This window comes from Sphingobacterium allocomposti, assembly GCF_008124885.1.
In the GTDB taxonomy this organism is placed as follows: Bacteria; Bacteroidota; Bacteroidia; order Sphingobacteriales; family Sphingobacteriaceae; genus Sphingobacterium; species Sphingobacterium allocomposti.
Map to the genome: position 1 here is coordinate 24,236 of NZ_VNHX01000022.1, position 23,986 is coordinate 48,221.

14 protein-coding genes are annotated in these 23,986 nt (G+C 46.9%); 7 read left to right on the plus strand and 7 right to left on the minus strand.

What is annotated here, in order from left to right; all coding sequences use genetic code 11:
* Positions 1–72: 72 nt before the first annotated feature.
* Positions 73–1,164, minus strand: a complete 1,092-nt coding sequence (locus tag BC792_RS14510; protein WP_148909737.1) for a glycoside hydrolase family 43 protein — start codon at positions 1,162–1,164, stop codon at positions 73–75.
* The gene (locus tag BC792_RS14515) at positions 1,161–2,243 is read right to left on the minus strand and encodes a family 43 glycosylhydrolase (RefSeq protein WP_148909738.1); all 1,083 of its coding nucleotides are present in this window, start codon (positions 2,241–2,243) and stop codon (positions 1,161–1,163) included. The genes BC792_RS14510 and BC792_RS14515 overlap by 4 nt, the downstream gene beginning before the upstream one ends.
* A 271-nt stretch (positions 2,244–2,514) precedes the next feature.
* Between BC792_RS14515 and BC792_RS14520 the strand changes: the two genes are divergently transcribed.
* Both BC792_RS14520 and BC792_RS14525 read left to right on the plus strand, forming a co-directional pair.
* A complete protein-coding gene (locus BC792_RS14520; protein ID WP_170250044.1) occupies positions 2,515–5,682 on the plus strand; it encodes a ligand-binding sensor domain-containing protein in 3,168 nt (1,055 codons plus the stop codon).
* A complete protein-coding gene (locus BC792_RS14525; protein WP_148909740.1) occupies positions 5,675–6,460 on the plus strand; it encodes a response regulator transcription factor in 786 nt (261 codons plus the stop codon). The genes BC792_RS14520 and BC792_RS14525 overlap by 8 nt, the downstream gene beginning before the upstream one ends.
* 1,435 nt (positions 6,461–7,895) lie before the next feature.
* On the opposite strand, the gene BC792_RS14530 is transcribed toward BC792_RS14525, so the two are convergent.
* From BC792_RS14530 to BC792_RS14550, 5 genes are all read right to left on the minus strand, one after another.
* Positions 7,896–8,711 (minus strand): ZIP family metal transporter, encoded by an 816-nt coding sequence (locus BC792_RS14530; RefSeq protein WP_148909741.1) that lies wholly within the window; start codon positions 8,709–8,711, stop codon positions 7,896–7,898.
* A gap of 734 nt (positions 8,712–9,445) precedes the next feature.
* Positions 9,446–10,120 carry an HAD family hydrolase gene (locus BC792_RS14535; protein ID WP_148909742.1) on the minus strand — a complete coding sequence of 225 codons (675 nt, stop codon included), beginning with the start codon at positions 10,118–10,120 and terminating at the stop codon, positions 9,446–9,448.
* A 458-nt stretch (positions 10,121–10,578) separates the two neighbouring features.
* Complete coding sequence (locus BC792_RS14540; RefSeq protein WP_148909743.1) at positions 10,579–11,994, minus strand: Gfo/Idh/MocA family oxidoreductase; 1,416 nt, start codon at positions 11,992–11,994, stop codon at positions 10,579–10,581.
* Positions 11,995–12,016: 22 nt separating this feature from the next.
* Positions 12,017–13,402 (minus strand): 3-keto-disaccharide hydrolase, encoded by a 1,386-nt coding sequence (locus tag BC792_RS14545; RefSeq protein WP_148909744.1) that lies wholly within the window; start codon positions 13,400–13,402, stop codon positions 12,017–12,019.
* A 772-nt stretch (positions 13,403–14,174) separates the two neighbouring features.
* A complete protein-coding gene (locus BC792_RS14550) occupies positions 14,175–16,124 on the minus strand; it encodes a polysaccharide biosynthesis protein (protein WP_148909745.1) in 1,950 nt (649 codons plus the stop codon).
* A gap of 183 nt (positions 16,125–16,307) precedes the next feature.
* Between BC792_RS14550 and BC792_RS18395 the strand changes: the two genes are divergently transcribed.
* The 5 genes from BC792_RS18395 to BC792_RS14570 all read left to right on the plus strand — a co-directional run bounded on the left by BC792_RS18395 (position 16,308) and on the right by BC792_RS14570 (position 23,983).
* Positions 16,308–16,448: a hypothetical protein gene (locus BC792_RS18395; protein ID WP_170250045.1), complete on the plus strand. Its 141-nt coding sequence runs from the start codon at positions 16,308–16,310 to the stop codon at positions 16,446–16,448.
* An 808-nt stretch (positions 16,449–17,256) separates the two neighbouring features.
* Entirely contained in the window at positions 17,257–18,369 is a 1,113-nt protein-coding gene (locus BC792_RS14555) for a sensor histidine kinase (RefSeq protein WP_148909746.1), read from the plus strand.
* 494 nt (positions 18,370–18,863) lie between these two features.
* Positions 18,864–19,463 carry a TetR/AcrR family transcriptional regulator gene (locus BC792_RS14560; protein ID WP_148909747.1) on the plus strand — a complete coding sequence of 200 codons (600 nt, stop codon included), beginning with the start codon at positions 18,864–18,866 and terminating at the stop codon, positions 19,461–19,463.
* 100 nt (positions 19,464–19,563) lie between these two features.
* Positions 19,564–20,745 (plus strand): efflux RND transporter periplasmic adaptor subunit, encoded by a 1,182-nt coding sequence (locus BC792_RS14565; protein WP_148909748.1) that lies wholly within the window; start codon positions 19,564–19,566, stop codon positions 20,743–20,745.
* Positions 20,746–20,788: 43 nt separating this feature from the next.
* Complete coding sequence (locus tag BC792_RS14570) at positions 20,789–23,983, plus strand: efflux RND transporter permease subunit (RefSeq protein WP_148909749.1); 3,195 nt, start codon at positions 20,789–20,791, stop codon at positions 23,981–23,983.
* Positions 23,984–23,986: the final 3 nt, after the last annotated feature.

The window sequence follows — 23,986 nt, forward strand, 5'->3', positions numbered from 1 at the left end:
CCTCACATAAAAGACCACGCTACGGATAGCTACAAATAGGATACAATGAATTCGCTGTAGTCGGCTGTAAAACTAAAACCTTCTTTTTCCGGTAGTCGGGCCATCGACCACGAGGGTTCCGTCAGGCAGGATTTTCATTTCGTCAATGAACACAAATCGCTGATCCCCGCCGGTAGTGGTTCGCCCGTGATAAACGCACCACCATCTGCCGTCCTTCCCCCGTAAAAGGCTGTTGTGCCCCGTTCCCGACACCACACCTCCATTTTGTGTATTCTTCTGTAAGACCGGATTATTGGCCGATTTGCGGAACGGTCCCAGCGGACCCGTAGCTGTGGCATACCCTACTGCATAGTTTTCTCCTGCAAAATGATTCGCGGAATACATCATGTAATAGGTGTCACCTTGCTTAAAAAGAAATGACCCCTCTGTCCACCTCCGGTTGATTTCTCCCGAAGTAACCGACCTGCTTTCCCATTCCGACTGCGGGTCATTCATCTTCAAAGGTGGGCGCAACAATAGTACGGGCTCTCCGATCACTCCAGAGAAATCCGGAGATAGCTCAACGCCGTATACCCAGCTCTCTTCAATCTCCGGAAACAACCCTTTAGCCTTCGCCCAGTCGGCGATTTCCGACGATACGGGATGCTTATAACAACACCTCGAATAATACAGGTATAACTTACCATCATCCGCGAAAAAAACGTTCGCATCGATAATCGGGTAGCCCGGATCGAAAAGCGGTTTGCCTGTCAAATCCTTAAATGGCCCCGTCGGACTGTCCGCAACAGCAACGCCTATCCGGTAGTTTTCCAGTTCATTATGGGGATTATCTTTCCAATGCGCGCTGTAAAACAGGTAGTATTTATTATTAAAGAAATATACTTCAGGGGCCCAAAAGTCTTTAACTCCCCAGGCTTCAGGCTGGGACGACTCATAAACAACCCCTTCGTTGGTCCAGTCGTTGAGATCGGCAGACGAATAAACGACAAACCTGTTAGGAGTGCCTCCGGTGCCGTAAAGGTAATACTTGTCTGCTTTTTCATCGTAGATGATGTACGGATCGCCCAAAGGTACGTTCAATGGGTTTGATGGCATACCTTTCTGCGCTAAAGCCGCGGCCACCTGGACCAATAGACAGCAAAGGACTAAAAATCTGTAGTTCATTGTTTCCTCCTTTCAAAAAATCTTGGGCCTACACGTTCAGTATGGCTGGGGTTTTGAGTTTCCATCCGGGGCCATCCATTTTCCCATATGAGTTTGTCCAACATCAACGTCCGGCGGCTTGCCCCGCTGCGCACCTTCGGATTGTCTTTCCAGATAGCATGGTAGAGAAACCAGTCCTGACCGTCATCGTCCCGAATTAATCGGGTGTGATGCCCCGGCCCGGCGATCAGATCATTGCCTTCCAAAAGCAATGCACCCCTCCCGCGCTGGGTAACCTGCTCGCCTTCTTTATCAACATAAGGCCCCTCTAAAGCAGAAGATCTCGCAACCCACACTTTGTACTGGCTGTCCGCACCCTCGCAACAGCTACCTTTTGAACCAAAAAGGTAGTAATAGCCTCCCTTTTTGTGAATCATCGGAGCTTCCCAATCACCGGCCGCCAGCTGGATTTTTCTATTGACGTCGACGACCCTTCTGCCATCGGCCGACAACTCTATGAGATGGATGCCCTGATTAGGACCTTCGCCAAAGCTGCCCCATACCAGGTATTTTTTGCTTCCCTCCTGAAAAAAGGCGGGGTCAATGGAGTTTGGTACGCCGGTGTTTTCGGAGTCAAACAACATGCCCTGATCCTCAAAAGGCCCTTCCGGTCCACCTGCGATAGCGAGTCCTATACCGGGATTACTGTCACCCCACTTGGAGTATGCGTAGTATAGGTAGTACCTGCCTTCCACGATATTTGCATCGGGTGCCCACAGTCCTCCGCCGTCCTTCCATGTAGGTTTATCCTGAAACACCTCTCCGACATATTCCCAGTCCATCAGATTTTTGGATTTTATGATGGGCATTAGCCGCTGCCCCTGCCCGTCACCCCAATCGTCCTGTGTACCGTAAGCATAAAAATAACCGGTGTGGGGATCCCTGATCAACGTTGGATCCGCTAATATCGGCTCGAAAACAGGATTAACATAGCTGTCTGCCGAGTGGACACCCAGTTGACGTCCTCCGCGGCAGCACACGCAGAAAAACAGTAGGCAAAGGAATGTCCAAAAAATATATCTCCTTTTTATATGATACATATCGTTTCTTGAAGTCTCTTAGTCATTTTGTTACGCTGGATTTTAATTCGCCGCTTACACTGCAGCTTCGTTTTTTACGGTTTGTTTACGTTCACGGTCTTCGATCTGTATTGGAAACGTTGAGTTATCCTCCGACGATTTTCCGTGTTCCCTCAGCCGGCCCAGTTAGACGCATTTTCAAATATGCGTATTCTCTTTCACAAACAGTTGCCAAATTTTCTCAATAAATTACTATTTTGTCTCATTCATGAGCATTTATCCGCAGCGATGTATGAAACCAGCACGAAGCCTACTACCGACCATTCCAAAAGAAACGATTAACCTCACCCTCAAACTGTTAGTCAGCACTTTTCTATGCCTTTTGTCTGGGTCGGTATCGGGGCAACCCTATTTTAACCATTATGGTGTCGACGAGGGTGTTTCCAATAACGCTATTCTATGCAGCGTCCAAGATAAAGATGGCTTCCTCTGGTTTGGTACAAAGGATGGGCTTAATCGGTTTGACGGTTATACTTTTAAGCAGTACTATAGCGATACGGACAGCAATAATGGTTTGGGGAGCAACTTTATTCACAGTTTATTGGTAGATAGGGAAAAAAATATCTGGGCAGGAACCGATCAGGGGATCTATATTTTTAATCCGTTTTTAGAGCGATTCACTCCTTTTTCCCATGAGAAAGAAGCTGAGATACTGCAGATCGAGGAAGATGGGGATGGTAACATCTGGTTTATATCAAACAACCGCCTTTTCTGCTTTCTGCCCAAGACCAAGGAACTGGTTCAGCGAAGTAGTATACATGAGCATGTCGTATCCGCGTTCGGCTTCGATCAGGCCGGGCGGGTATGGATGGGAAGCGGCGATTTTATCACCTGCTTAAATACAAACGTATCCTATCGCCTACCAAAGTTGAATACGGCGCCCCAGTGGATCGAAAAGATATATACAGATAGCCAGGGATTGTTATGGATAGGCACCTCTAAACACGGCGTTTATACGTTAGAGCCGAAAACAGGACAAATAAAGCAGGTCCTGCCTTCGATCGGAAATAACCCGTTGTTTGTGCGGGACATTTACCAGCCAGATCCAAACCATCTTTGGATTGGCACAGAAAGCGGAGTCGTTATTTACAACCGTCATAACGGAAAGTACCGGGTCTTGAGACATCAGGGAGATGACCCCTGGAGCCTTTCCGACAATGCCGTTTATACGATTTGTGGCGACCATCAGGGGGGCCTTTGGGTGGGGACATTCTTCGGCGGTGTCAATTATCATCATCCCCAACATGATCTTTTTCAAAAATTTTTCCCCCGGTTCTCACGAAGCTCTATCCAAGGGCATGCCGTCCGCGAAATTGTGGAAGATTCATATCAGCAACTTTGGGTGGGAACAGAAGATAACGGTCTATGTGTATGGAACCGAAGCAATGGCATTTTCAGCACGCTTACCCTCCTTTCCGGCCTGTCTCATACCAACATTCATGGTCTCGCGCTGGTCGGCGACAGTTTGCTCGTGGGCACCTTCGACCGGGGATTGGACATCGTCGACGTTCGTACCCGTAAAATTATACGACATCTCAACACAGACAACACACACGGGGGGCTTAGCAACAATTTCGTATTTCATATCTATCGCACGCGACAAGGACGCGTGCTACTGGCTACGGCGCGGGGACTTTGCGAATTTTTTCCCGGCACGGACCGGGTCGTCCTGTTGAAAGAAGCTCCCGATTATATTTTTTACACATCAATTTTTGAAGATAAGGACGGCGTGCTCTGGCTGGCGACGTGGCGCGACGGGCTTTATCGTATTGATCCGAAAGACGGGCGTATACAAATATTCCGGCACGATCGAAACAATCCGAAAAGCTTAAACAGCAATCGTGTAAACCGCGTATACCAGGACAGTAATAACTTTATATGGATCGCGACGGAGAACGGGCTGGCCCAGTGGTCCGCTAATGGGACGCCTGTTAGGCGCATCACGAAGAAAGACGGACTGCCAAGCAATCTTATTTTGGCAATGGAAGAAGATAACGAAGGCAATCTATGGATATCGACCACGCGGGGGCTCGTACGGCTACGTCTGCAAGACCAACAGATCAGGATTTTCGACAAAGAGTCCGGACTCCTGGACTTGCAGTTCAATTATAATTCGGTACATAAAGACAGCAAAGGACATTTCTATTTTGGATCGTCAACCGGACTAATACGGTTTCACCCGGATTCGATAAGGAGTTTGTCCTCTCCGCAACCGCCGGTACCTATATATATAACGCGGATTCAGATACTACAGAGAGATCTGAGGGTCGGGCATGGAAGTCTGGCTGTTGATACGGCAGTCACGTACATCAACAAGATCAAACTCAAGCACGATGAATCCACGATTTCTTTGGATTTCGCCGCCTTAAATTTTGTAACTTCCAAATCGACATCGTACATGTATCTGCTGGAAGGGTTCGACAAAGAGTGGACGTTGTTACGTCAATCCCATACGGCCCATTTTACAAAGCTGCCGCCGGGTTCGTACCGGTTCCGCGTGAAGGCGGTCGACGTGAGCGGACAGGCGATATCCAACGAATTATCGTTGGATATCGAAGTTGATCCTCCTATCTGGGCGAGTACCGCAGCATTCATCTTGTATTTCATTGCGGCATCGATTCTCATCTACTTATTGGTAACCACATACGACCGCCGGATCAAAGAAAAAAACAGACGGCGCTTAGAAGCTATTAAGACACATAGGGAACGGGAACTATTCAGAGTTAAAATGGATTTTTTAGCCCGTGTGGCGCACGATATCAAAACACCGCTCACACTTATTAAAGCGCCCTTGGAACGGCTACGTCATCAGCCTCAATCTGATCCGCGCACCGTCCGGCTTCTGGATACCATGCATAATAACACGGAAAAGCTCGTCGGCCTGACCAATCAGCTACTTGACTTTCGGAAAATTGAAAGCAGCGAACATAATTTAAAGCTCGAACGGCTCAGCGTTAACCAGTTGGTTTCTGACCGCCTCCTCGAATTCCAGCCGGCGTTCAACCAACGCCACCTGTCTTTTAGCTACCGGTGCGACCAGGTGATAGACGCCTATATCGACGCGGAAATCGTCTGCAAGATCATCGATAACCTGTTGACCAATGCTGTCAAGTATGCCGACAAAATCGTGGCCGTCGAACTCAAGGCCGATAGCAACGGGCGGTTTTTCTCCTTTGTCGTTAAAAACGACGGACGCCAGCTATCTGAGCAGGACATCAACGCGGTTTTTAAGCCTTTTTACCGCACCTCTAGGCATCTGCAGATTGAAGGTTCGGGACTGGGACTTGCCCTGGCACATTCCTTCGCCGAACTCCACCGCGGCTCTTTAATTTTTTTAAATAACTCGGAGAATTTAAATATATTCGTATTGCAGATACCAATAGAAGGGACCTATGACTAATGCAGCAACACGTAAATCGACTGTTTTGGTGGCGGACGACCATCAGGAGATACTTGACTTCATTGCGGATGACCTGTGTGACAGCTACCATGTCTTAAAGGCTAAAGACGGCGTCGGCGCGTTGACTCTCTTAACGGAACAACCGGTGGACGTTATTATAAGCGATATTATGATGCCAAACATGGATGGATATGCCCTCTGTACGCGCCTGAAAGAAGACATACGGTTTTGCCACATCCCTTTTATCATGCTGACAGCTAAGAACAGCCTGCAATCTAAAATTGAGGGCCTGGAATACGGGGCCGATGCCTATATTGAAAAGCCTTTCTCGCCCACTTTTCTGCAAGCTCAAATCTCCAGTTTACTGCGAAACAGACAGAATGTACGTGCTCACTACAACCACTCCCCCACGAGCCCGCTGCAAAGCATAGCTTTAAATCAAGCGGATCAAGCATTCTTAAATCAATTGAACCAATTGATTTTGGAGAATATTACCGAGGCCTCCTTGTGCGTTGACCTTTTGGCCGACAGAATGCATATGAGCAGACCTACCTTATATCGGAAGATAAAGGCCCTTTCTGATCTCTCGCCAAATGAGCTCATCAATATCACGCGATTAAAAAAGGCTGCTCAGCTGCTCGAAGAGGGACATTACCGGATTTACGAAATATCCTCTTTGGTAGGATTTAGCTCTTCTTCCCACTTTATACGCAATTTTCAAAAACAGTTTGGTATTAGTCCCAAGGAATGGGCAGATCAGCATCGGACGAGCGCTTAACCGAGCCGGTTCGTGGTTAGGAGTTAGAAGGGAGAAGCTGGAAGTCAGAAGTAAGAAGGTTAGATTGCTTCGTCGTCGTACCTCCTCCTCGCAAAGACGCGTCTTTACGACTTTTAGCTATTGGCTGTTGGCTAATAGCCATCTGCCATTAGCTTCACTTCACGACTTTATACCGAAACTCTATGCAAAGGCGGCCTTGCGCGGAAGAAAGGACCGGCATTGGTTCGACTGCGTCAGCATTTCTACTGATTGGTAGTTGGGAGTTAGGGATTAGGTCGTGATTAGAGACTTCACAAATTATTTCCAACTTCCTTTTTAATTTTTACATTTTAATTTTTACTTTTTCCGACCTTCCAAGTAAAACCCCTGCCCCGGGTTGAGGGGCAATATAGATGTGAGATGTTAGATATTAGATGTGAGATTTGAGATTTGAGTAGTGAGAATAGTTAGATGGAGTTAGAGTAGTTAGTATCGTAGGCTTATGGCTGTCATTTGCCATCTGCCATTAGCTTCACTTCACGACTTTATACCGAGACTCTATGCAAAGGCGGCCTTGCGCGGAGGAAAGGACCGGCATTGGTTCGACTGCGTCAGCATTTCTACTGATTGGTAGTTGGGAGTTAGGGATTAGGTCGTGATTAGAGACTTCACAAATTATTTCCAACTTCCTTTTTAATTTTTACATTTTAATTTTTACTTTTTCCGACCTTCCAAGTAAAACCCCTGCCCCGGGTTGAGGGGCTATAAAGATGTGAGATGTTAGATATTAGAAGTGAGATTTGAGATTTGAGATTTGAGTAGTGAGAATAGTTAGATGGAGTTAGAGTAGTTAGTATCGTAGGCTTATGGCTGTCATTTGCCATCTGCTATTCGCCATCTGCCATTAGCTTCACTTCACGACTTTACACCGAAACTCTATGCAAAGACGGCCTTGCGCGGAAGAAATGACCGGCATTGGTTCGACTGCGTCAGCATTTCTACTGATTGGTAGTTGGGAGTTAGGGATTAGGTCGTGATTAGAGACTTCACAAATTATTTCCAACTTCCTTTTTAATTTTTACATTTTAATTTTTACTTTTTCCGACCTTCCAAGTAAAACCCCTGCCCCGGGGTTGAGGGGCTATAAAGATGTGAGATGTTAGATATTAGAAGTGAGATTTGAGATTTGAGTAGTGAGAATAGTTAGATGGAGTTAGAGTAGTTAGTATCGTAGGCTTATGGCTGTCATCTGCCATCAGCTATCTGCCATTAGCTTCAATTCACGACTTTACGGTTCTCCCCCAATCGCGAAGATATTCGACCCCGTCAGGGTCGTGTCATTGGGTGCACGTTTTTCTATTGAAATATGACCTCTACGAGGTCAATTGTTGCTTTTACGGCCATTAGCCAACAGCCATCTGCTATCTGCCATTAGCTTCACTTCACAAGCAACAAATCACCCCAGCACAACATCCAGGGTCATCATCACAATAAAGCCGATAATAAAACCTAATGTAGCAAGATCGGAGTTCTTGTTTTGCTGAGCTTCAGGAATAACCTCTTCCACAACAACAAATATCATGGCGCCTGCAGCAAACGAAAGTGCATAGGGCAACATGGGTGCAAATATCCCAACGGCTACGGCACCGAGAACGGCCGAAGCCGGCTCTACAATGGCAGAAAGCTGACCGTAAAAAAAACTCTTGCGACGCGATATCCCCATACGCCTCAACGGCATGGCTACGGCGATCCCTTCCGGAAAATTCTGAAGTCCGATACCCAATGCCAAGGCCACCGCGCCACCGATACTTGCGTCGGGAATGCCCACGGCAACCGCTCCGAACAATACGCCGACGGCCAAACCTTCAGGGATATTATGCAGGGTAATGGCCAGAATCAACAATGTAGTCTTTTGCCAAGGCGACTTAACCCCTTCCACCTGTTTAAAGTTCACGTGAAAATGCGGAAGCGATTTATCCAAAGCGAAGAGAAATCCCGCGCCTAATAAAAACCCCACTATAGCCGGAACCACCTGCATAAAGCCTTCGCCCTCGCTCATGTCGATTGCAGGTATCAGTAAGCTCCAAATGCTAGCTGCAACCATCACCCCTCCTGTAAATCCTAGACTTGCATCTAAAAAATTGCGGTTCATCGTTTTTATAAAAAAAACTAAAGATGCACCGAGCGCAGTAACGGCCCAGGTAAACATCGCCGCATAGAATGCTGCCAGAATTGGATTGATGCCTGATAAATAATCTATGATCTCTTCCATGGTTGTTATATGTTACGAAGTTAATAAAAGTTCGAAACACAGTTAAAAGATCGCGAATATTAAATGCGAGTCCTCAAGGTAGAAAAAAAATCCTGAAGCGGGGAACTTCAGGATTTGCTACTAACCAATTATTAATTAACCAAATTTATGAAAAAAAATTACTCTATTGTTGTCTTTAAAACGCAGCAGCGTTCGAAATAGTGTTTCTTCTTTTCCGGTTTAACAAATTTTAACGACTATTGGCTATTAGCTTACGGCTGTTGGCTTATAGCTAATAGCCATTTGCCATTTAGAAGTGAGAAGTCAGAAATTAGGGGTTAGGGGTTAACTTTACGAATCAGCAACTCAACAACTTTACGGCTTATAGCCATCTGCTATCTGCCATGAGATTGCTACGTCATCGTACCTCCTCCTCGCAAATACGGGCTTTTTATTCGACCCCGTCAGGGTCGTGTAATTGGGCACACGGTTTTCTATTGAAATATGACCTCTACGAGGTCAATTGTTGCTTTTACGGCCATTAGCCATCTACCATTAGCCTCTCACTTCACGACTTCACAAATCAACAACTTTACAGCTTAGAGCCATCTGCCATCCGCTAATAAAAAAAGGTTTTCAAACGGGGAGAATGAAAACCTTTAGCTAACCAATTATAAACCTAAATTATGATGCTGCAAATGTCGTAGTTTACGGCGAAATAAACAATATCAAATAAAAAATATGTAGCCATAAGACTACAAGCCCTTAGGGAAAGAACATGCGTTCTCCAGAACAGCCAACAATTGCAGCGGACTGTGAATAATATAATCCGCGCCGTTTTCACGCAATTCAGCTTCCGTCCGAAATCCCCATGTCACCCCGACAGCAGTCACTCCGGCGCGGGTCGCTGTCTGCATATCAACAGACGAATCGCCTACATAAATACACTCCTGCTTATCAACAGCAAATGTGCTTAGCGTTTCTAAGACGATATCCGGATCGGGCTTCGCAGGACGGCCTTCCCGATGTCCGAGGACCAGATCGAAGGTTGCCGGACGAAAATAGTGCGCCACCAGCGCCATAGTAGCCTCGTGATATTTATTCGATGCTACGCCAAGAAGAAAATTCTGTACCTTTAGCTGTTGTAGCAGTTCTTCGATACCCGCATAAGGCTTTGTATTATCCTGTGCATGTAGCTGATAATAACTTATAAAAGTCTGTTTTACCGCGTCTATCGTGGCTTCTGTCCTATGGTCAGCTGGAAGGGCGCGCTCAACCAACTTCCGAACACCGTTGCCAACAAAAAGCTTATAAGAGTTGACAGGATGAACCGGATAGCCATACTGTGCTAAGACATGGTTACAGCTTACGGCCAGATCCTGTAGTGTATCTATAAGTGTACCATCTAAATCGAAAATGACTGCTTTCATACATTACAAAACTAACTCATTTCCCTTAATTTGGCTAGCTTTAAGAGCAGTGGCTTTGATTTATTTTGCCTCGATAATAACAAAACACTAAAAAACTTAAAATATTTTTAATAAATGACGCAAAATTTTTGCTATTCAAAAATTAATAGTATCTTTATAGACATTGTAGCGGATTAGCTACATTATGAACCTGCTGTTATATAGCATTAATTATACCGTGAGAAGACTTGAACAAGTGTTCAGTAACATTTCTCGCTTATTTCCCAGGAAAGTAGGGGCCGTAGTTAGTCGGTCTACTTTTTTCATATATGTTGTTTAGTTATAGAAAGTATGCTCGGGGCTCTTTGGCGTTTGCCAGGGAGCTGCTGGGCAGACTGCGTCGTGGCTAAAACAGGGCCGCGACAGGCAAAAAAAATACGGATAATGGTATCCGTATTTACTATAAATGAATGCTTAGGCTAAACCCTATAATATTGTTCCCACCCTTTAGCAGGAGGCGGGCCCACCAGCAAAGACTGGGCGAACCGATCCCCCACAACCTCCTTTTTGACTGGATCAAAATCAATTTTCGAGTTGAGCCTTTGTGTAATAACACCCAAGCAAAATACCTGACTCAGCGGACCTGCGATCTCAAATGACGAGCGGGTCTTCTCTTCCCCTTTACATGCCTTCAGAAAGTTCGCGAAATGATTCGACGGACTCTCAGGTACGTCCGGTAATCTTCCAGCTATTTCTGCGGCTTTTCCTTCTGGAATAATGTGCAAGATACTGCCATGGGAACCGCCTTTAAATGTTAAATCTTTACCGTAAATGATCTTACCGGGGTTGAGCTTTACCGGCTCAATTTTTCCTGTACTTGGCGGCGGAATATTGGGGTCCAGCCCTGAAACGCCATATCCCTCTGGGATAGGAGGAAGGTTATCCAGACCATCATACCAGTTTATATCAACGGCAGGCATATTCTTCCGCTTTGGAAAATGAAATCTCAGGGTAGACGACATCGGAAAGAAAAAAGAATTGTGTCCTTCCAGCGACTTAGCTTCTACAACTGTGGGCAGTCCCAAGTCCAAAAATTCATGCGCCGTATCCAGGATATGTGCTCCCCAGTCTCCGAGGGCTCCCATTCCGAAATCGAACCAGCAGCGCCATTGCCCGTTGATATAGTCTTTATTGTAGTCGTGGCCTAGGGTTTGCATCTGCCACAGCTCCCAATCCAGCGTGTCTGGAATTCTTTCCGGATAAGGGAATCCCTTTATGTTAGGATCCCAGCCGTGCCACCTTCTGGGCATATTCATATGGGCATCAATGCGCGTCACGTCCTTGATGATGCCTGCTTCCTTCCAGGTCTTAAACTGGAAATAGTTTGCCTCCGAATGTCCCTGGTTTCCCATCTGCGTTACTACTTTCGGAAATTTTCTAGCCTTTTGCATCATCAGTTCCACTTCCCAGAACGTCCGTGCCATCGGCTTCTCCACGTACACGTGCTTTCCGAGGTCGATCGCCATCATCGTCTGCGCGAAATGGGCAAAATCGGGCGTCCCTATAGAAACCGCATCGATCTGATTTCCTATCTCATCGAACATCTTCCTGAAGTCCTGGTATCTCGGAACATTCGGAAACATCTTGAGTATGTCCAGCGTCTGTTTGGCTCCCATATCCACGTCGCATAAAGCAACTATGTTACAGAGTCCCGTTTTATAGAGGTCTTTTATGATATCTGCTCCACGGTTTCCGATCCCGATACAGGCCAGGTTTACCCGTTCGTTCGGATTAGCCAGCTTTACATTGGCAAATACGCTATTTGAAAGCAGCACCGCTCCCCCTGCCGCAGCGGCTTTGGTAATAAAGCTTCTTCGTGATAAATAATGGTTCATCTTCCTTATGGTTTTTTGTCGGTTACTTTTTTGCCTTAATCTTGATGCTCCGGAACGATACGTTATCTCCATGGTCCTGCAGCAATATATGGCCGGACGATGCTTCTCCAAAATTCTCCCAGTCTTTATACTTACTTATTGCTACAAGATCCTTAAAGGCTTGGGAGCCCCTTTCGTAGGTTAACATCTTGATCCCGTTGAGGTAATGGGTCACTTTGTTATCCGCAGTTACAACGATACGGCCCCTATTCCATTCACCGATAGGCCGTCTCGCCCGTCCATCTTTATTTGATGTCATCAAATCGTACAGGGAGGCCAATGTCCTGTTACCGTCCCTCCCCAATTTTGCGTCAGGGTGCTTCTCGTCATCCAATACCTGATATTCCAGACCAATTGCCGACCCTGCTGTCTTCTCTTTCAGGGTTACGAAGTATTTGACTCCACTATTCGCGCCGGGCGTTAATTTAAATTCGAAGGAAAGATCAAATACCGCGTACTTGTCCTTCGTAATAATGTCGCCTCCATTGGTAGACTCGCCACCGTCAGCGCGCAAAACCGTGATCTCTCCGTCCTGTATCTGCCAACCCTTCGCTGGAAACGCAGGTCCTTTTACGCTTCTCCACCCGTCTGCGTTCTGACCATTAAAGAGTAGTTTGACGCCGGCATTCTTTTCCGCACTGCTGAGGTTGTTCGGCTTTAGATTGACGATATAAATATCTTTTGGAAACGTCTGGGGCTTCAGGTTTTCCGTTTGAATACGGATGTTTTTAAAATAAACCTTCTTGCCATCAAGGGCGTCAGGGATACTATGCACCTGTAAGCCGATAAACCCTTTCGCATCGACCGTGTCAACGACATAGGCCACGGGCACACCATTTATCCAGGTCTTCAGTTCGTCGCCGATCGCTTCAATGCGGACCCGATTGAAGGCCTCGGGCTTGTAGGCAGTCTTTGCCTGTTCATTCAAGTCAAGCGGATACAGCCATCCCCGTCGTGCCTCATCGTATATCCCCCCTGTCCAAGCCCTCGCACTAGGATCGACTTCTACCTGACGTCCATATACCCTTCCCCGCCCGCGGTTTGCATTCGGATCCAGATGGCTTCGTGTCTGTATCCCGGAATTTGTTTGATCGCCTTCCAGCTTAATATCCAGTTCCAAAATAAAATCACCATATTCTTCTTCCGTAATAAGGAATGAGTTGGGTGTCCCCTTTGTCATCCTACCTACGATTGCGCCATCTTCGATGGTATAAGGAGCTTCCCCTCCTACTGCTTTCCAGCCCTGAAGCGACTTCCCGTCAAAAAGATCTTTCCAACCTTGCTTATTTTGTTGGCCGGCAAGCTTCCCCGGCAAGGCGAATAGGAACATCATGCCATATACTGGCAACTGCTTTACAAACGTTTTCATATTTTTCATGGTGTCAAATACTATTTTTATCCGGTTTATGTGCGCATTATTAGTCTTCTTCGGAAAGACTAAGCTAACGAGCCCGTCGCATGACGTACACAACAATGTCTTTATATAGCGGTTTATAACGCGCGGCTAAATACAATAATATCAATAATTTCAGTTGGACGCCAGTAAAAAAGTCGTTATTTACGAAAACGTTTTAGAGAAGTGGAGATGTAAGGTGAAATAAAAGATTAGAAGTGAGATTTGAGTAGTTGGAAAAGTTAGATGGGTTAGAATGGTTAGAATGGTTAGATGACGCTCGTTGCTATCAAAAACCACTTCACGATTTATAGCCGTACGCCACTAGCTATCTGCCATCCGCCATCTGCTATCTGCCATTTGCCTCTCCCTTCACGACTTCACAAATCAGCGACTTTACGTCTTCACGGTAAGATATCAGATTGCTTCGTCGTCCGTTACCTCCTCCTCACAAAGACGTGCCTTCACGGCTTTTAGCTTATGGCTGTTGGTTATAGCTAATAGCCATCTGCTATCGGCCATTAGATTCATTTCACGACTTCACAAATGTACGACTTTACGACTTCCCCAATCGCGAATATATTCGACCCTGTCAGGGTCGTGTAATTGGGTACACGGTTTTCTATTGAAATATGACCTCTACGAGGTCAATCGTAGACTTAAGCTCCACGACTTATAGCCATCTGCTATCTGCCATTAGCTGTTAGCTTCTCACTTCACGACTTTACAGCTAACCGACTTCTCACTTCTATTCCCTAAGCGATTCAGGAACTTCAGCGGCTTGCCTGTCGAGCTGACTAAATACCGAATTTTGGGATACAAATTCAGGGACGATCTCCTTTAATTTACGGACCGCCTCCAGATCACTGTCTATACCTGTAAAATCGCCGTGTTCAACATGTGCGCACAGCGCTTCTATTAACAGACGTTTCTCCAGCAGATCTTCCGTACATACCTTTGCGATCATAATTTTGGGGTGATGCGTCTTCATTGTATTCTCGTTGTTTGCCAACAGCTCCTCATAGATCTTCTCTCCCGGACGCAGGCCGACGATTTGAATGTCAATATCCTGCGGATACCGGTATCCTTTAAGTTTGATCATGCGCTTGGCGAGATCGATAATCTTTACGGATTTCCCCATGTCGAATACAAATATTTCCCCGCCATTCCCCATGGTTCCGGCCTCCAGCACCAACTGGCAGGCCTCCGGAATTGTCATAAAATAGCGTGTTATATCGGGATGCGTCAGCGTCAACGGTCCGCCGCGCTCCATCTGTTTTTCAAACAGAGGGATGACCGACCCGTTCGATCCGAGCACATTGCCAAACCGGGTAATAATAAAATTGGTCTCGCTGCGGGCATTGCAGGAATTGATGTAGATTTCCGCGGCGCGCTTTGAGGCGCCCATCACGTTGGTTGGATTAACAGCCTTGTCCGTTGAAATCATTACAAATTTATACGCCTTAAATGCTGACGCCAAATCGGCCATGATCCGGCTTCCATATACGTTTGTCCAAATAGCCTCGTAGGGGTTGTCCTCCATTAAGGGCACGTGTTTGTAGGCTGCAGCGTGGAAGATAACGTCCGGCCGATATTTCTCAAACAGCCGGTGCATAAACGCCCTGTCCCGCACATCGCCAACGACGAAATAGGCTTCAGAAGGATTCGACAGATGTATAGTCTGTTGTACGTCATACAACGGAGACTCCGCCTGATCCAGCAGAACCAATTTTCCGTAAGGAAGGCTTGCGATCTGTCTCGCCAGCTCGCTGCCGATAGAACCTGCTGCTCCCGTTACAAGTATTGTCCGACCTTTCATCTCACTTTCGACGACCGGATTATCCAGTTTGATAGGCTTTCTTCCCAGTAAATCTTCAATACGTAGCTTGCGGATCTGCCGCTTGACCCCACCATTTAATAACGAACGGCCGGGCTGCATAATTTTCAGCTCCAGATTTAACTGCTGAAAATGGTCAGTAACCCTGGACAATCGTTCCGGGTCGTTGTTTTCAACAGCAATAACAACTTCTTCTATATCATGTTTGTGAACGAAGTTCTCGTCTATGTCTGCAATATGGATAATCCGTATTCCTCGGGAGTTTTTCCCTACCCTATTTGCCTTATCTTCAACAAAAGCGACCACTTTATTTTTTGCACGGATGTCGTCCTGAAGCATGGCATACGCGACCAATCCGGGACGTGAAGCTCCAAAGATGAGCACATGTTTGCTTTTACGTTTGGTAAAGAACAACATCTCGTAGATTTGCCGATATGCCACGCGTGCAGCCACCAGCATGACCATCGTGAAAAAGCCATGCGTAAAAATCAGCGCATAAGAAAGGCGAAGGTAATCACTCCATGCCGACTCCGTGGGAATATACGCACGGATCGCGAGTGTAATACCAAAGAGTACCATACACGCCAGCCATACGGTTTTAAAAATCCGGATAGCTTCGCTAAGCCCGGTATGGCGGACGATGTCCCGATATGTTTTCATCCATAAAAAGGCCGCAAGATAAACCCCCACGATCAAAAAGTTCTTTTTTATCATCAGCTCGACGTCGAACACGCCGCGAAAGCTGTTTACTATGAAATGTGAGGCCAAATAACAACCGAATACGATGATCAGGTCGATCATCAAGATCACCCAGCGGGGATTGTCTTTTCTTAATTTTCTTTTCAGTAAACTTAAATCCATTCTCGGACAACTTTTATAGCTTCAGAAGCTTCAAAACTTCTGCTGCGAATATATGCATTATCCACTGAGCAACTATCCTGCCACGCGTTGTTAGAATATATGGTCAGCGCGTGAACACGGGAATAATAATAGACAGCTTTCTCTTTGTACCCCGGCCGTTCGGCTGTAAATAACTGACTAAAAATGAATTCGAAGCACGAAGTCCTTCAGCGGCTCGAAGGACAGCATATTCTACAGAAACAAAATAGTTCGTTATATTCGACGGACGGAAAGATTGGTGGCTCCGTCGTCTTATTTAAAGAGGACAGAAATGTATCATTTTAGATACACATTGTCCTAAAAGACCTTCGTCAAACACGGATGTGTTTCACCGGCAACTTCAGGAGAACTGCTGAAGGGTATAGAGCTGTAACACCACGATGACTGCAAATAGGATTACCATCCAAAATGCGCGCTCCGCAAAAGGAGCGCGGAGATATTTGTCTCTAAGTCTATTCATTTTCCTCTTCCTCCGTAGTTCCAGTTTCTATTGAATATTAATTCATCGAATTCTGACTCGGTTACTCAATAAGCGTGCCGAATATTCTTTTTCTGTCAATAAAACATGAATTAAAAGCTAGGGATTCCAAAATGGAAATCACTTGATCGTTCGCTACTCTTTGTAAAAGGTTTGTCACAATACTAAAACGGTTTTGCAAATCGGAGAACAGTGTTTATATTTGTGGTATCATAATTTAGGTTTATAATTGGTTAGCTAAAGGTTTTCATTCTCCCCGTTTGAAAACCTTTTTTTATTAGCGAATAGCAGATGGCTACAAGCTAATGTCGTAAAGTCGTTGATTTGTAAAGTCGTTAAGTGGGCTAATGGCGGATGTCCATAAGTTATCAGCCAACAGCTATTAGCTAAAAGACGTAAATTCGTAAAGGTCTGAACTCCTACGATGAACCGCAAAAAAACGTCGTTGCGAGGAGGAGGGACGACAATGAAGCAATCTAATCCCTAATTTCTGACTTGTCATCTAACTTCCAACTTCTCGCCCTCCGTTTTCCGGCTCCCAATCTGTGAAATATTTGCGCGAAAAAGCCATTTTTAGAAATAATAGTTTACCTTTATAATTACAACTAGGATTTCATGGAAAACACGGCGGAAACGCTTCTTACGATTTTGTCCCATTCCTCCGAAGCAACGGCCGTTTACGATTCGCCGGAACTTCATATTGCCTTCGTTAACCAAGCCATGCTGGATATTTGGGGGCGCAAGATGGATATTATCGGCAGAACTTTTGGCGACGTGTTTCCCGATTTTACCGCGCAGGGCTTCACGGATCTGCTGCTCGATGTGTGGCAGACGGGAAAAACCTATCGTGCCACGGAACACCCAGCCGATATCACGATCGATGGCATCACGGAGACCCGCTATTTCGATTTCGAATACAAAGGTATACTGGATGAGGACGGAAAGACAATCGCCATTCTCCATACTGCCTCCGATGTATCCAGCCGGATGTCTGCCTGGCATATTATCGAAGAACAAGATGCGCTCATTTCGTTCAACAACGAACTGGAAGTCCTCACACAAACGTTGTCGCACGATTTAAAAAATCCGCTGTCGATCGTCAAGATGGCCGCCCAATTTATGCGCGCAAAAGAACATCAGGAGCAAAACGATAAAAATAATTGGTGCGACACAATCCTGAACGCAGCTTCCAATATGGAAAATATCATCGAGCATACCGTTCAGTTAAACCGCGCCCGGCTTTACGGATTCAGTTCTACGCCGACACCTATGGAGCAGATCCTCCGGTCGGTTTGCAAAGAGAGTCAAAAGTTACACGGAAGTGCATCCTGCATTTTTGAGCTGGACACAGTTCTGCCCCTGCCAGGAGAGAAAAGCATATTGTACCAAATCTTCCTGAACGTTATCAGCAATGCGGTCAAATTTTCTTCACAGGCTCCGCAACCACGTGTCATCATATCGAGCACTTCCATCGACGATCAGATCGTTTATACAGTTAAAGACAACGGCATAGGTATTCCTTCGGGCGATCTGCCGAACATATTTACGATGTTCAGCCGCGGGTCGAACGCGACGGGGTATACAGGCGCCGGTGTCGGCCTCTGTTTGGTTAAAAGGATTATCAATCGGTTAGCGGGGGATATAACGGTAGAAAGCACAGTAGGCTCAGGCACCACGGTCCTGTTATCCTTTCCGGCGAAGAAGGACGGAAAGCCCTCCAACTCCTGACCACCACGCTGTAACGGCGTGAGAACGCGTAAAGTCGTTACGTGAAGCTAATGGCGGATAGCAGATGGCTGTTGGCTAATGGCCGTAAAAGCAACAATTGACCTCGTAGAGGTCATATTTCAATAGAAAACCGTGTACCCAATTACACGACCCTGACAGGGTCGAATATATTCGTGACTGGGGGAGTCGTAAAGTCGTACATTTGTAAAGTCGTTACGTGAAGCTAATGGCGGATAGCAGATGGCTGTTGGCTAACGGCCGTAAAAGCAACAATTGACCTCATAGAGGTCATATTTCAATAGAAAACCGTGTACCCAATTACACGACCCTGACCAGCCATTTTAAAAAAATAAAAGAAGACAAGCGTAAGCCCATAGATCGTCTTTAAGCAGGCTAATCCGGTGATTTTAATTGATGACATTTATATGTCACTTGAAAACATAAAAACTCGCAACTTTGCCTAACATTGTTAAATGATTTTATAGAATTAGATCGTGGGCAGTAAGGAACGCATTCAACGGCTTAAAGAGGAGAATAGAATTAACATTCTCGAAGCTTCCCTTCAGATAGTGAAAGAAGAGGGGTGGCAGGCATTGAGTATGCGTAAAATTGCAGATATCATCGAATACACCGCACCAATGATCTATGAATATTTCGCCAACAAGGAGGCTATTCTCAATGAGTTGGCCAAACAGGGGCATACGCTACTTGCCAGACGCGTGCAGGAGGCAAAGTCCATGGAAAGTACGCCGGAGAAGCAGCTCGAAGCTATGTGGTTTAGCTATTGGCGGTTTGCGTTTGAAGAGCGGGAACTTTATCAGCTGATGTTTGGCGTAGGAACGGCCTGTTGCGGCGGCGACAAATCCGAAAAGGGGAAACCCTCGTTCGGCGACATGATTGCAGATGTAATCCGCGAAGTCATGGCTCCCCAAAAGCCATCCGAAGACCTTATATGTAGAAAATACTTCACCTACTGGTCGGTAATCCATGGCCTGATATCGATCAATCTCGTCGATAAGGGAGTGGGAGACGTAACTAATCAGGAAGTACTTAGGGACGCCATTCAAGGAATCACCCGATCGTTAACAGACTAAATTTTTTTGGCCGATTTAATACACTGTAAGATTTTTTAACACCGTTAGATAATTCAAGAACAACATAAACAAACATCCACTACCAAAGTTAATATATCATATGAAAAAAATGCAATCCGGAGCAGGTCTTATTCGCCCGATACTTAACACTGTTAAATCATTTAATTACGTAAAAATTCTTTTTGTAGTCGGCTCCATATGGTGGTATGGTTGCACGACGGGAGCGGGAACGCCGGTCACCGCCGTCCCGCCGAGTCTTCCGGTCGTCACCGTGGAGAGCCGTGACGAGACCATCTACCAGGAATACCCCGCTTCCATCGAAGGCGTCGCGGATATCGAAATCCGCCCGCAGGTGGAAGGCCTTTTGGAACGTATCTATGTCGACGAGGGAGCCAAAGTGCAAAAGGGGCAGTTACTTTTTAAGATTAATGACCGCCCCTATCAGGAACAGCTCAATCAGGCGCGGGCAAATCTTCAGGCCGCTAAAGCCGCGCTGGAAAATGCCGAGCTCGAAGTGGAGAAAAAAACGCGGCTGGTACAAAATAAGGTACTGACGGACTTCCAATTAAAGGCCGCAATAAGCGCCAGGGATATGGCTAAGGCTAACGTGGAACAGGCTAAATCGGCCGTAGAGACAGCGAAAATTAATGTCGGCTATACCGAAATCCGGGCGACCACAGCCGGATATATCGGAAGACTGATAAAGAAGCAAGGCAGTCTGGTTGGCCCGATGGATACACAGGCGCTCACCCATCTCTCCGATACGCGCCAACTACACGTGTATTTCTCGCTGGGCGAAAAGGATTTTGTGGTGTTTAAGAACAGCGTTGACGGAGAAAATCTGGAACAGAAGCTGGCGCGTATACCGCCGGTATCCCTGATACTCTCCGACCAGAGCACCTTTGAGCACACTGGGCGGATCGATATGGTTGACGGGCAGTTTGATAAAAATACCGGCGCCATTACTATCCGGGCAACCTTTCCGAATCCCGCTGGCATACTTAGGAATGGTAACACAGGCAGAATCCGCCTAGAAAAAAAGTATAGCAACGCGTTGTTGGTTCCCCAGGCGGCAACCATGGAAATGCAGGACAAGATCTTTGTCTATACCGTGGCAAAAGACAACACTGTAACTCAGCAAGCTATCACTGTCATCGGAAAAAGTGGAGAGAACTACCTCGTAGAAAAAGGAGTCAATCCGGGCGACCGCATCGTTTACAAAGGGTTCGACCTTCTACAGGAGGGACAGACCATCAAGCCCCAGCCGGCCTCAGAAAAATAGTTACACTTCTACTTATTAATCAACATAACATATTACGCAAGACATGTTCAAGACATTTATAGAACGGCCCGTCCTGGCGACAGTTATCTCCATTCTGTTGGTGATTCTGGGCGTCATTGGTATACTGAAACTCCCCCTGCAGCAATTCCCCGATATAGCCCCCCCTGCTGTGCAGGTAACAGCTCTTTATCCGGGCGCTAACGCGGAGACGGTGCTCCGCGCCGTGGCACCTTCTTTGGAAGAGTCGATCAACGGTGTCGAAAATATGAGCTACATGAGCTCGACGGCCAGTAACGACGGTTCATTGATGATCACGGTCTACTTCAAATTGGGAACTGATCCGGATCAAGCCGCCGTCAACGTGCAGAACCGGGTAGCGCAGGCGACGAGCCAGCTCCCCGCAGAGGTCGTGCAGGCAGGCATCACGACAGCGAAACAACAGAACAGTTTGATCATGGTCGTTGATCTCTATACCGAGGATGAAGACAAATATGACCAAACCTTTATTACCAACTATGCGCAAATCAATATTATACCGGAGCTAAAACGCATTCCCGGCGTCGGTCAGGCCATGGCCTTCGGCGGGAGCAAAGACTATTCCATGCGCGTATGGCTCGACCCGAACCAGATGGCTACCTACAAGCTCACTCCTGCCGACGTCATGGCGGCCATTCAGGATAAAAACGTCGAAGCAGCACCCGGAAAATTCGGAGAGAACAGCCAGGAAGCGTTTGAGTTCGTGATTAAGTATAAAGGGAAGCTCAATCAGCCGACAGACTACGAAAATATCATTATTCGCTCCGATGCCGACGGTTCCGTCCTTCGGCTGAAAGATGTTGCCCGTGTCGAACTGGGCTCTTATACCTATGCCAGCCACACACGTATCAACGGCAAAGTGGGACTTAATATTGGGATCATGCAATTGGCAGGTTCCAACGCAAACGAAATTCAGATCGCCATTCAGGAATTTATGGATAAGGCTTCGTTGAGCTTTCCGAAAGGCGTCAAGTACCTTGTTCTCTATAACACAAAAGATGCCCTAGACCAATCGATCGATCAGGTTAAGCACACATTGGTCGAAGCCTTCGTACTCGTGTTCCTGGTGGTGTTTTTATTTCTTCAGGACTTCCGGTCAACCTTAATTCCGGCGATCGCAGTACCCGTGGCCATCATTGGTACCTTTTTCTTCATGCAGCTGTTTGGCTTTTCCATCAACTTGCTTACCTTGTTTGCGTTGGTGCTGGCCATCGGTATAGTCGTCGACGACGCTATCGTTGTGGTCGAGGCGGTACATAGCAAGATGGAACACGACCATCTCCCCCCAAAGCTGGCAACAACGTCGGCGATGGGCGAGATCACAGGCGCCATCATTTCCATTACGCTGGTCATGTCGGCCGTGTTTCTCCCCATTGGTTTTATGGAGGGCTCAACAGGGGTATTCTATCGGCAATTCGCGTTCACATTGGCCATAGCAATTGTAATTTCGGCCGTCAACGCGCTGACGCTCAGCCCGGCGCTCTGCGCTCTTTTTCTAAAACCCATGCACCATGGAAGCACACAGACGAAAAAGCTAAGCTTCAGGGAGAAGTTTTTTACTGGGTTCAACGTCAGCTTCGAGAAACTGACAAATAATTATCTTGGTAGCCTCCGCTTTTTAGTGCGCCGCAAATGGGTGGGGCTGTCGCTGCTTCTCCTGTTGGTAGCCGGCACGGTATTTATGGTCCGCAAAACGCCGACAGGCTTTATCCCTTCGGAAGATCAGGGGTTCATAGCGATCTCCCTATCCATGCCCGCAGGAGCGTCATTGGACAGAACTTCACTGGCACTGAAGGAAGCCGAAGAACAGCTTCAGCATGCCGATTTTACCCAGACGCTCAACGTGTTAGCGGGCTTTAATATTCTTACGCAATCGACGAGCCCCTCGGCCGGCGTCGCATTCATCCTTCTCAAGCCGCATGATCAACGTGGGGCGATTAAGGACATTAATGCCATTATGGAAGACGTAAATCAGCGGTTGTCCACGATAAAAGGCGCTAACTTCTTTGTTTTCACCTTCCCGACAGTCCCCGGCTTCAGCAATGTGGACGGTCTGGACATGGTGCTGCAGGACCGTACGGGCGGGCAGCTCAGCAAGTTCAGCACAGTTGGGCAGTCATTCATAGGAGAGTTGATGCAGCGCCCGGAAATTCTCATGGCTTTCACGACATTCAAAGCAGACTACCCTCAATATGAGCTTGAAGTGGACGACCTAAAAGCCGAGCAGCTCGGGGTGCGTACGCGGGACATCCTGCAGACGATACAGGCTTATTTTGGTAGCGCGCAGGCTTCCGACTTTAACCGGTTCGGTAAGTACTACCGGGTGATGGTCCAGGCTGATTTCACCAATCGGGCGGAGCCCTCGGCCATGGATGGGATCTATGTAAAGAACCGACAAGGAGACATGGTGCCAATCAATACGCTGGTTCAGCTGACCAGGGTCTACGGCCCTGAAACGGCCTCCCGATACAATCTATTTAACTCCATCGGCATCAACGCCATACCAAAGCCGGGATACAGCACCGGTGACGCCATACGGGCGGTAGAGGAAGTGGCCCGCCAACATCTGCCGACCGGATACACGTATGAATTCTCCGGGATGACCAAAGAAGAGCTTGTATCCGGAGGACAGTCGACCCTGATATTTATATTGTGCCTTGTCTTCGTTTACTTTTTATTAGCTGCGCAGTATGAAAGCTATATCATCCCCTTAGCGGTGATCTTATCCATCCCGACAGGTGTATTTGGTGTATTTGCAGCGATAGGACTTACAGGCATATCAAACAATATATATGTGCAGGTTGCACTCGTCATGCTGATCGGCCTATTGGCAAAAAATGCAATTCTGATTGTGGAGTTTGCCGCGCAGGGGCGGAAACGGGGGCAGTCGATTGTTAAAGCAGCCCTCGACGCTGCAAAACTTCGGCTACGGCCAATTATTATGACCTCCCTCGCGTTTATTGTTGGTCTGGTGCCGATGATGAGTGCTGTAGGGCCATCGGCTCAGGGAAATCACGCGATCAGTATCGCGGCGGCCGGCGGCATGCTCTCCGGTGTCCTGCTTGGTATCTTTATCATTCCCGTCCTGTTTGTTGTTTTCCAGTTTCTCCATGAACGTGTCAGCAGATCGGACAAACGGCTTATGCCTCCGGCCGGCAAGCGGCAGGAAACGTTGATCAAGACAAGCATCCCTTTAAATTAATTA

Bases quoted from the DNA above. Each gene is read 5' to 3' on its own strand.
- BC792_RS14510 (WP_148909737.1), bottom strand. From the start codon at position 1,164: ATGAACTACAGATTTTTAGTCCTTTGCTGTCTATTGGTCCAGGTGGCC.
- BC792_RS14515 (WP_148909738.1), bottom strand. From the start codon at position 2,243: ATGTATCATATAAAAAGGAGATATATTTTTTGGACATTCCTTTGCCTA.
- BC792_RS14520 (WP_170250044.1), top strand. From the start codon at position 2,515: ATGAAACCAGCACGAAGCCTACTACCGACCATTCCAAAAGAAACGATT.
- BC792_RS14525 (WP_148909740.1), top strand. From the start codon at position 5,675: ATGACTAATGCAGCAACACGTAAATCGACTGTTTTGGTGGCGGACGAC.
- BC792_RS14530 (WP_148909741.1), bottom strand. From the start codon at position 8,711: ATGGAAGAGATCATAGATTATTTATCAGGCATCAATCCAATTCTGGCA.
- BC792_RS14535 (WP_148909742.1), bottom strand. From the start codon at position 10,120: ATGAAAGCAGTCATTTTCGATTTAGATGGTACACTTATAGATACACTA.
- BC792_RS14540 (WP_148909743.1), bottom strand. From the start codon at position 11,994: ATGAACCATTATTTATCACGAAGAAGCTTTATTACCAAAGCCGCTGCG.
- BC792_RS14545 (WP_148909744.1), bottom strand. From the start codon at position 13,402: ATGAAAACGTTTGTAAAGCAGTTGCCAGTATATGGCATGATGTTCCTA.
- BC792_RS14550 (WP_148909745.1), bottom strand. From the start codon at position 16,124: ATGGATTTAAGTTTACTGAAAAGAAAATTAAGAAAAGACAATCCCCGC.
- BC792_RS18395 (WP_170250045.1), top strand. From the start codon at position 16,308: ATGAATTCGAAGCACGAAGTCCTTCAGCGGCTCGAAGGACAGCATATT.
- BC792_RS14555 (WP_148909746.1), top strand. From the start codon at position 17,257: ATGGAAAACACGGCGGAAACGCTTCTTACGATTTTGTCCCATTCCTCC.
- BC792_RS14565 (WP_148909748.1), top strand. From the start codon at position 19,564: ATGAAAAAAATGCAATCCGGAGCAGGTCTTATTCGCCCGATACTTAAC.
- BC792_RS14570 (WP_148909749.1), top strand. From the start codon at position 20,789: ATGTTCAAGACATTTATAGAACGGCCCGTCCTGGCGACAGTTATCTCC.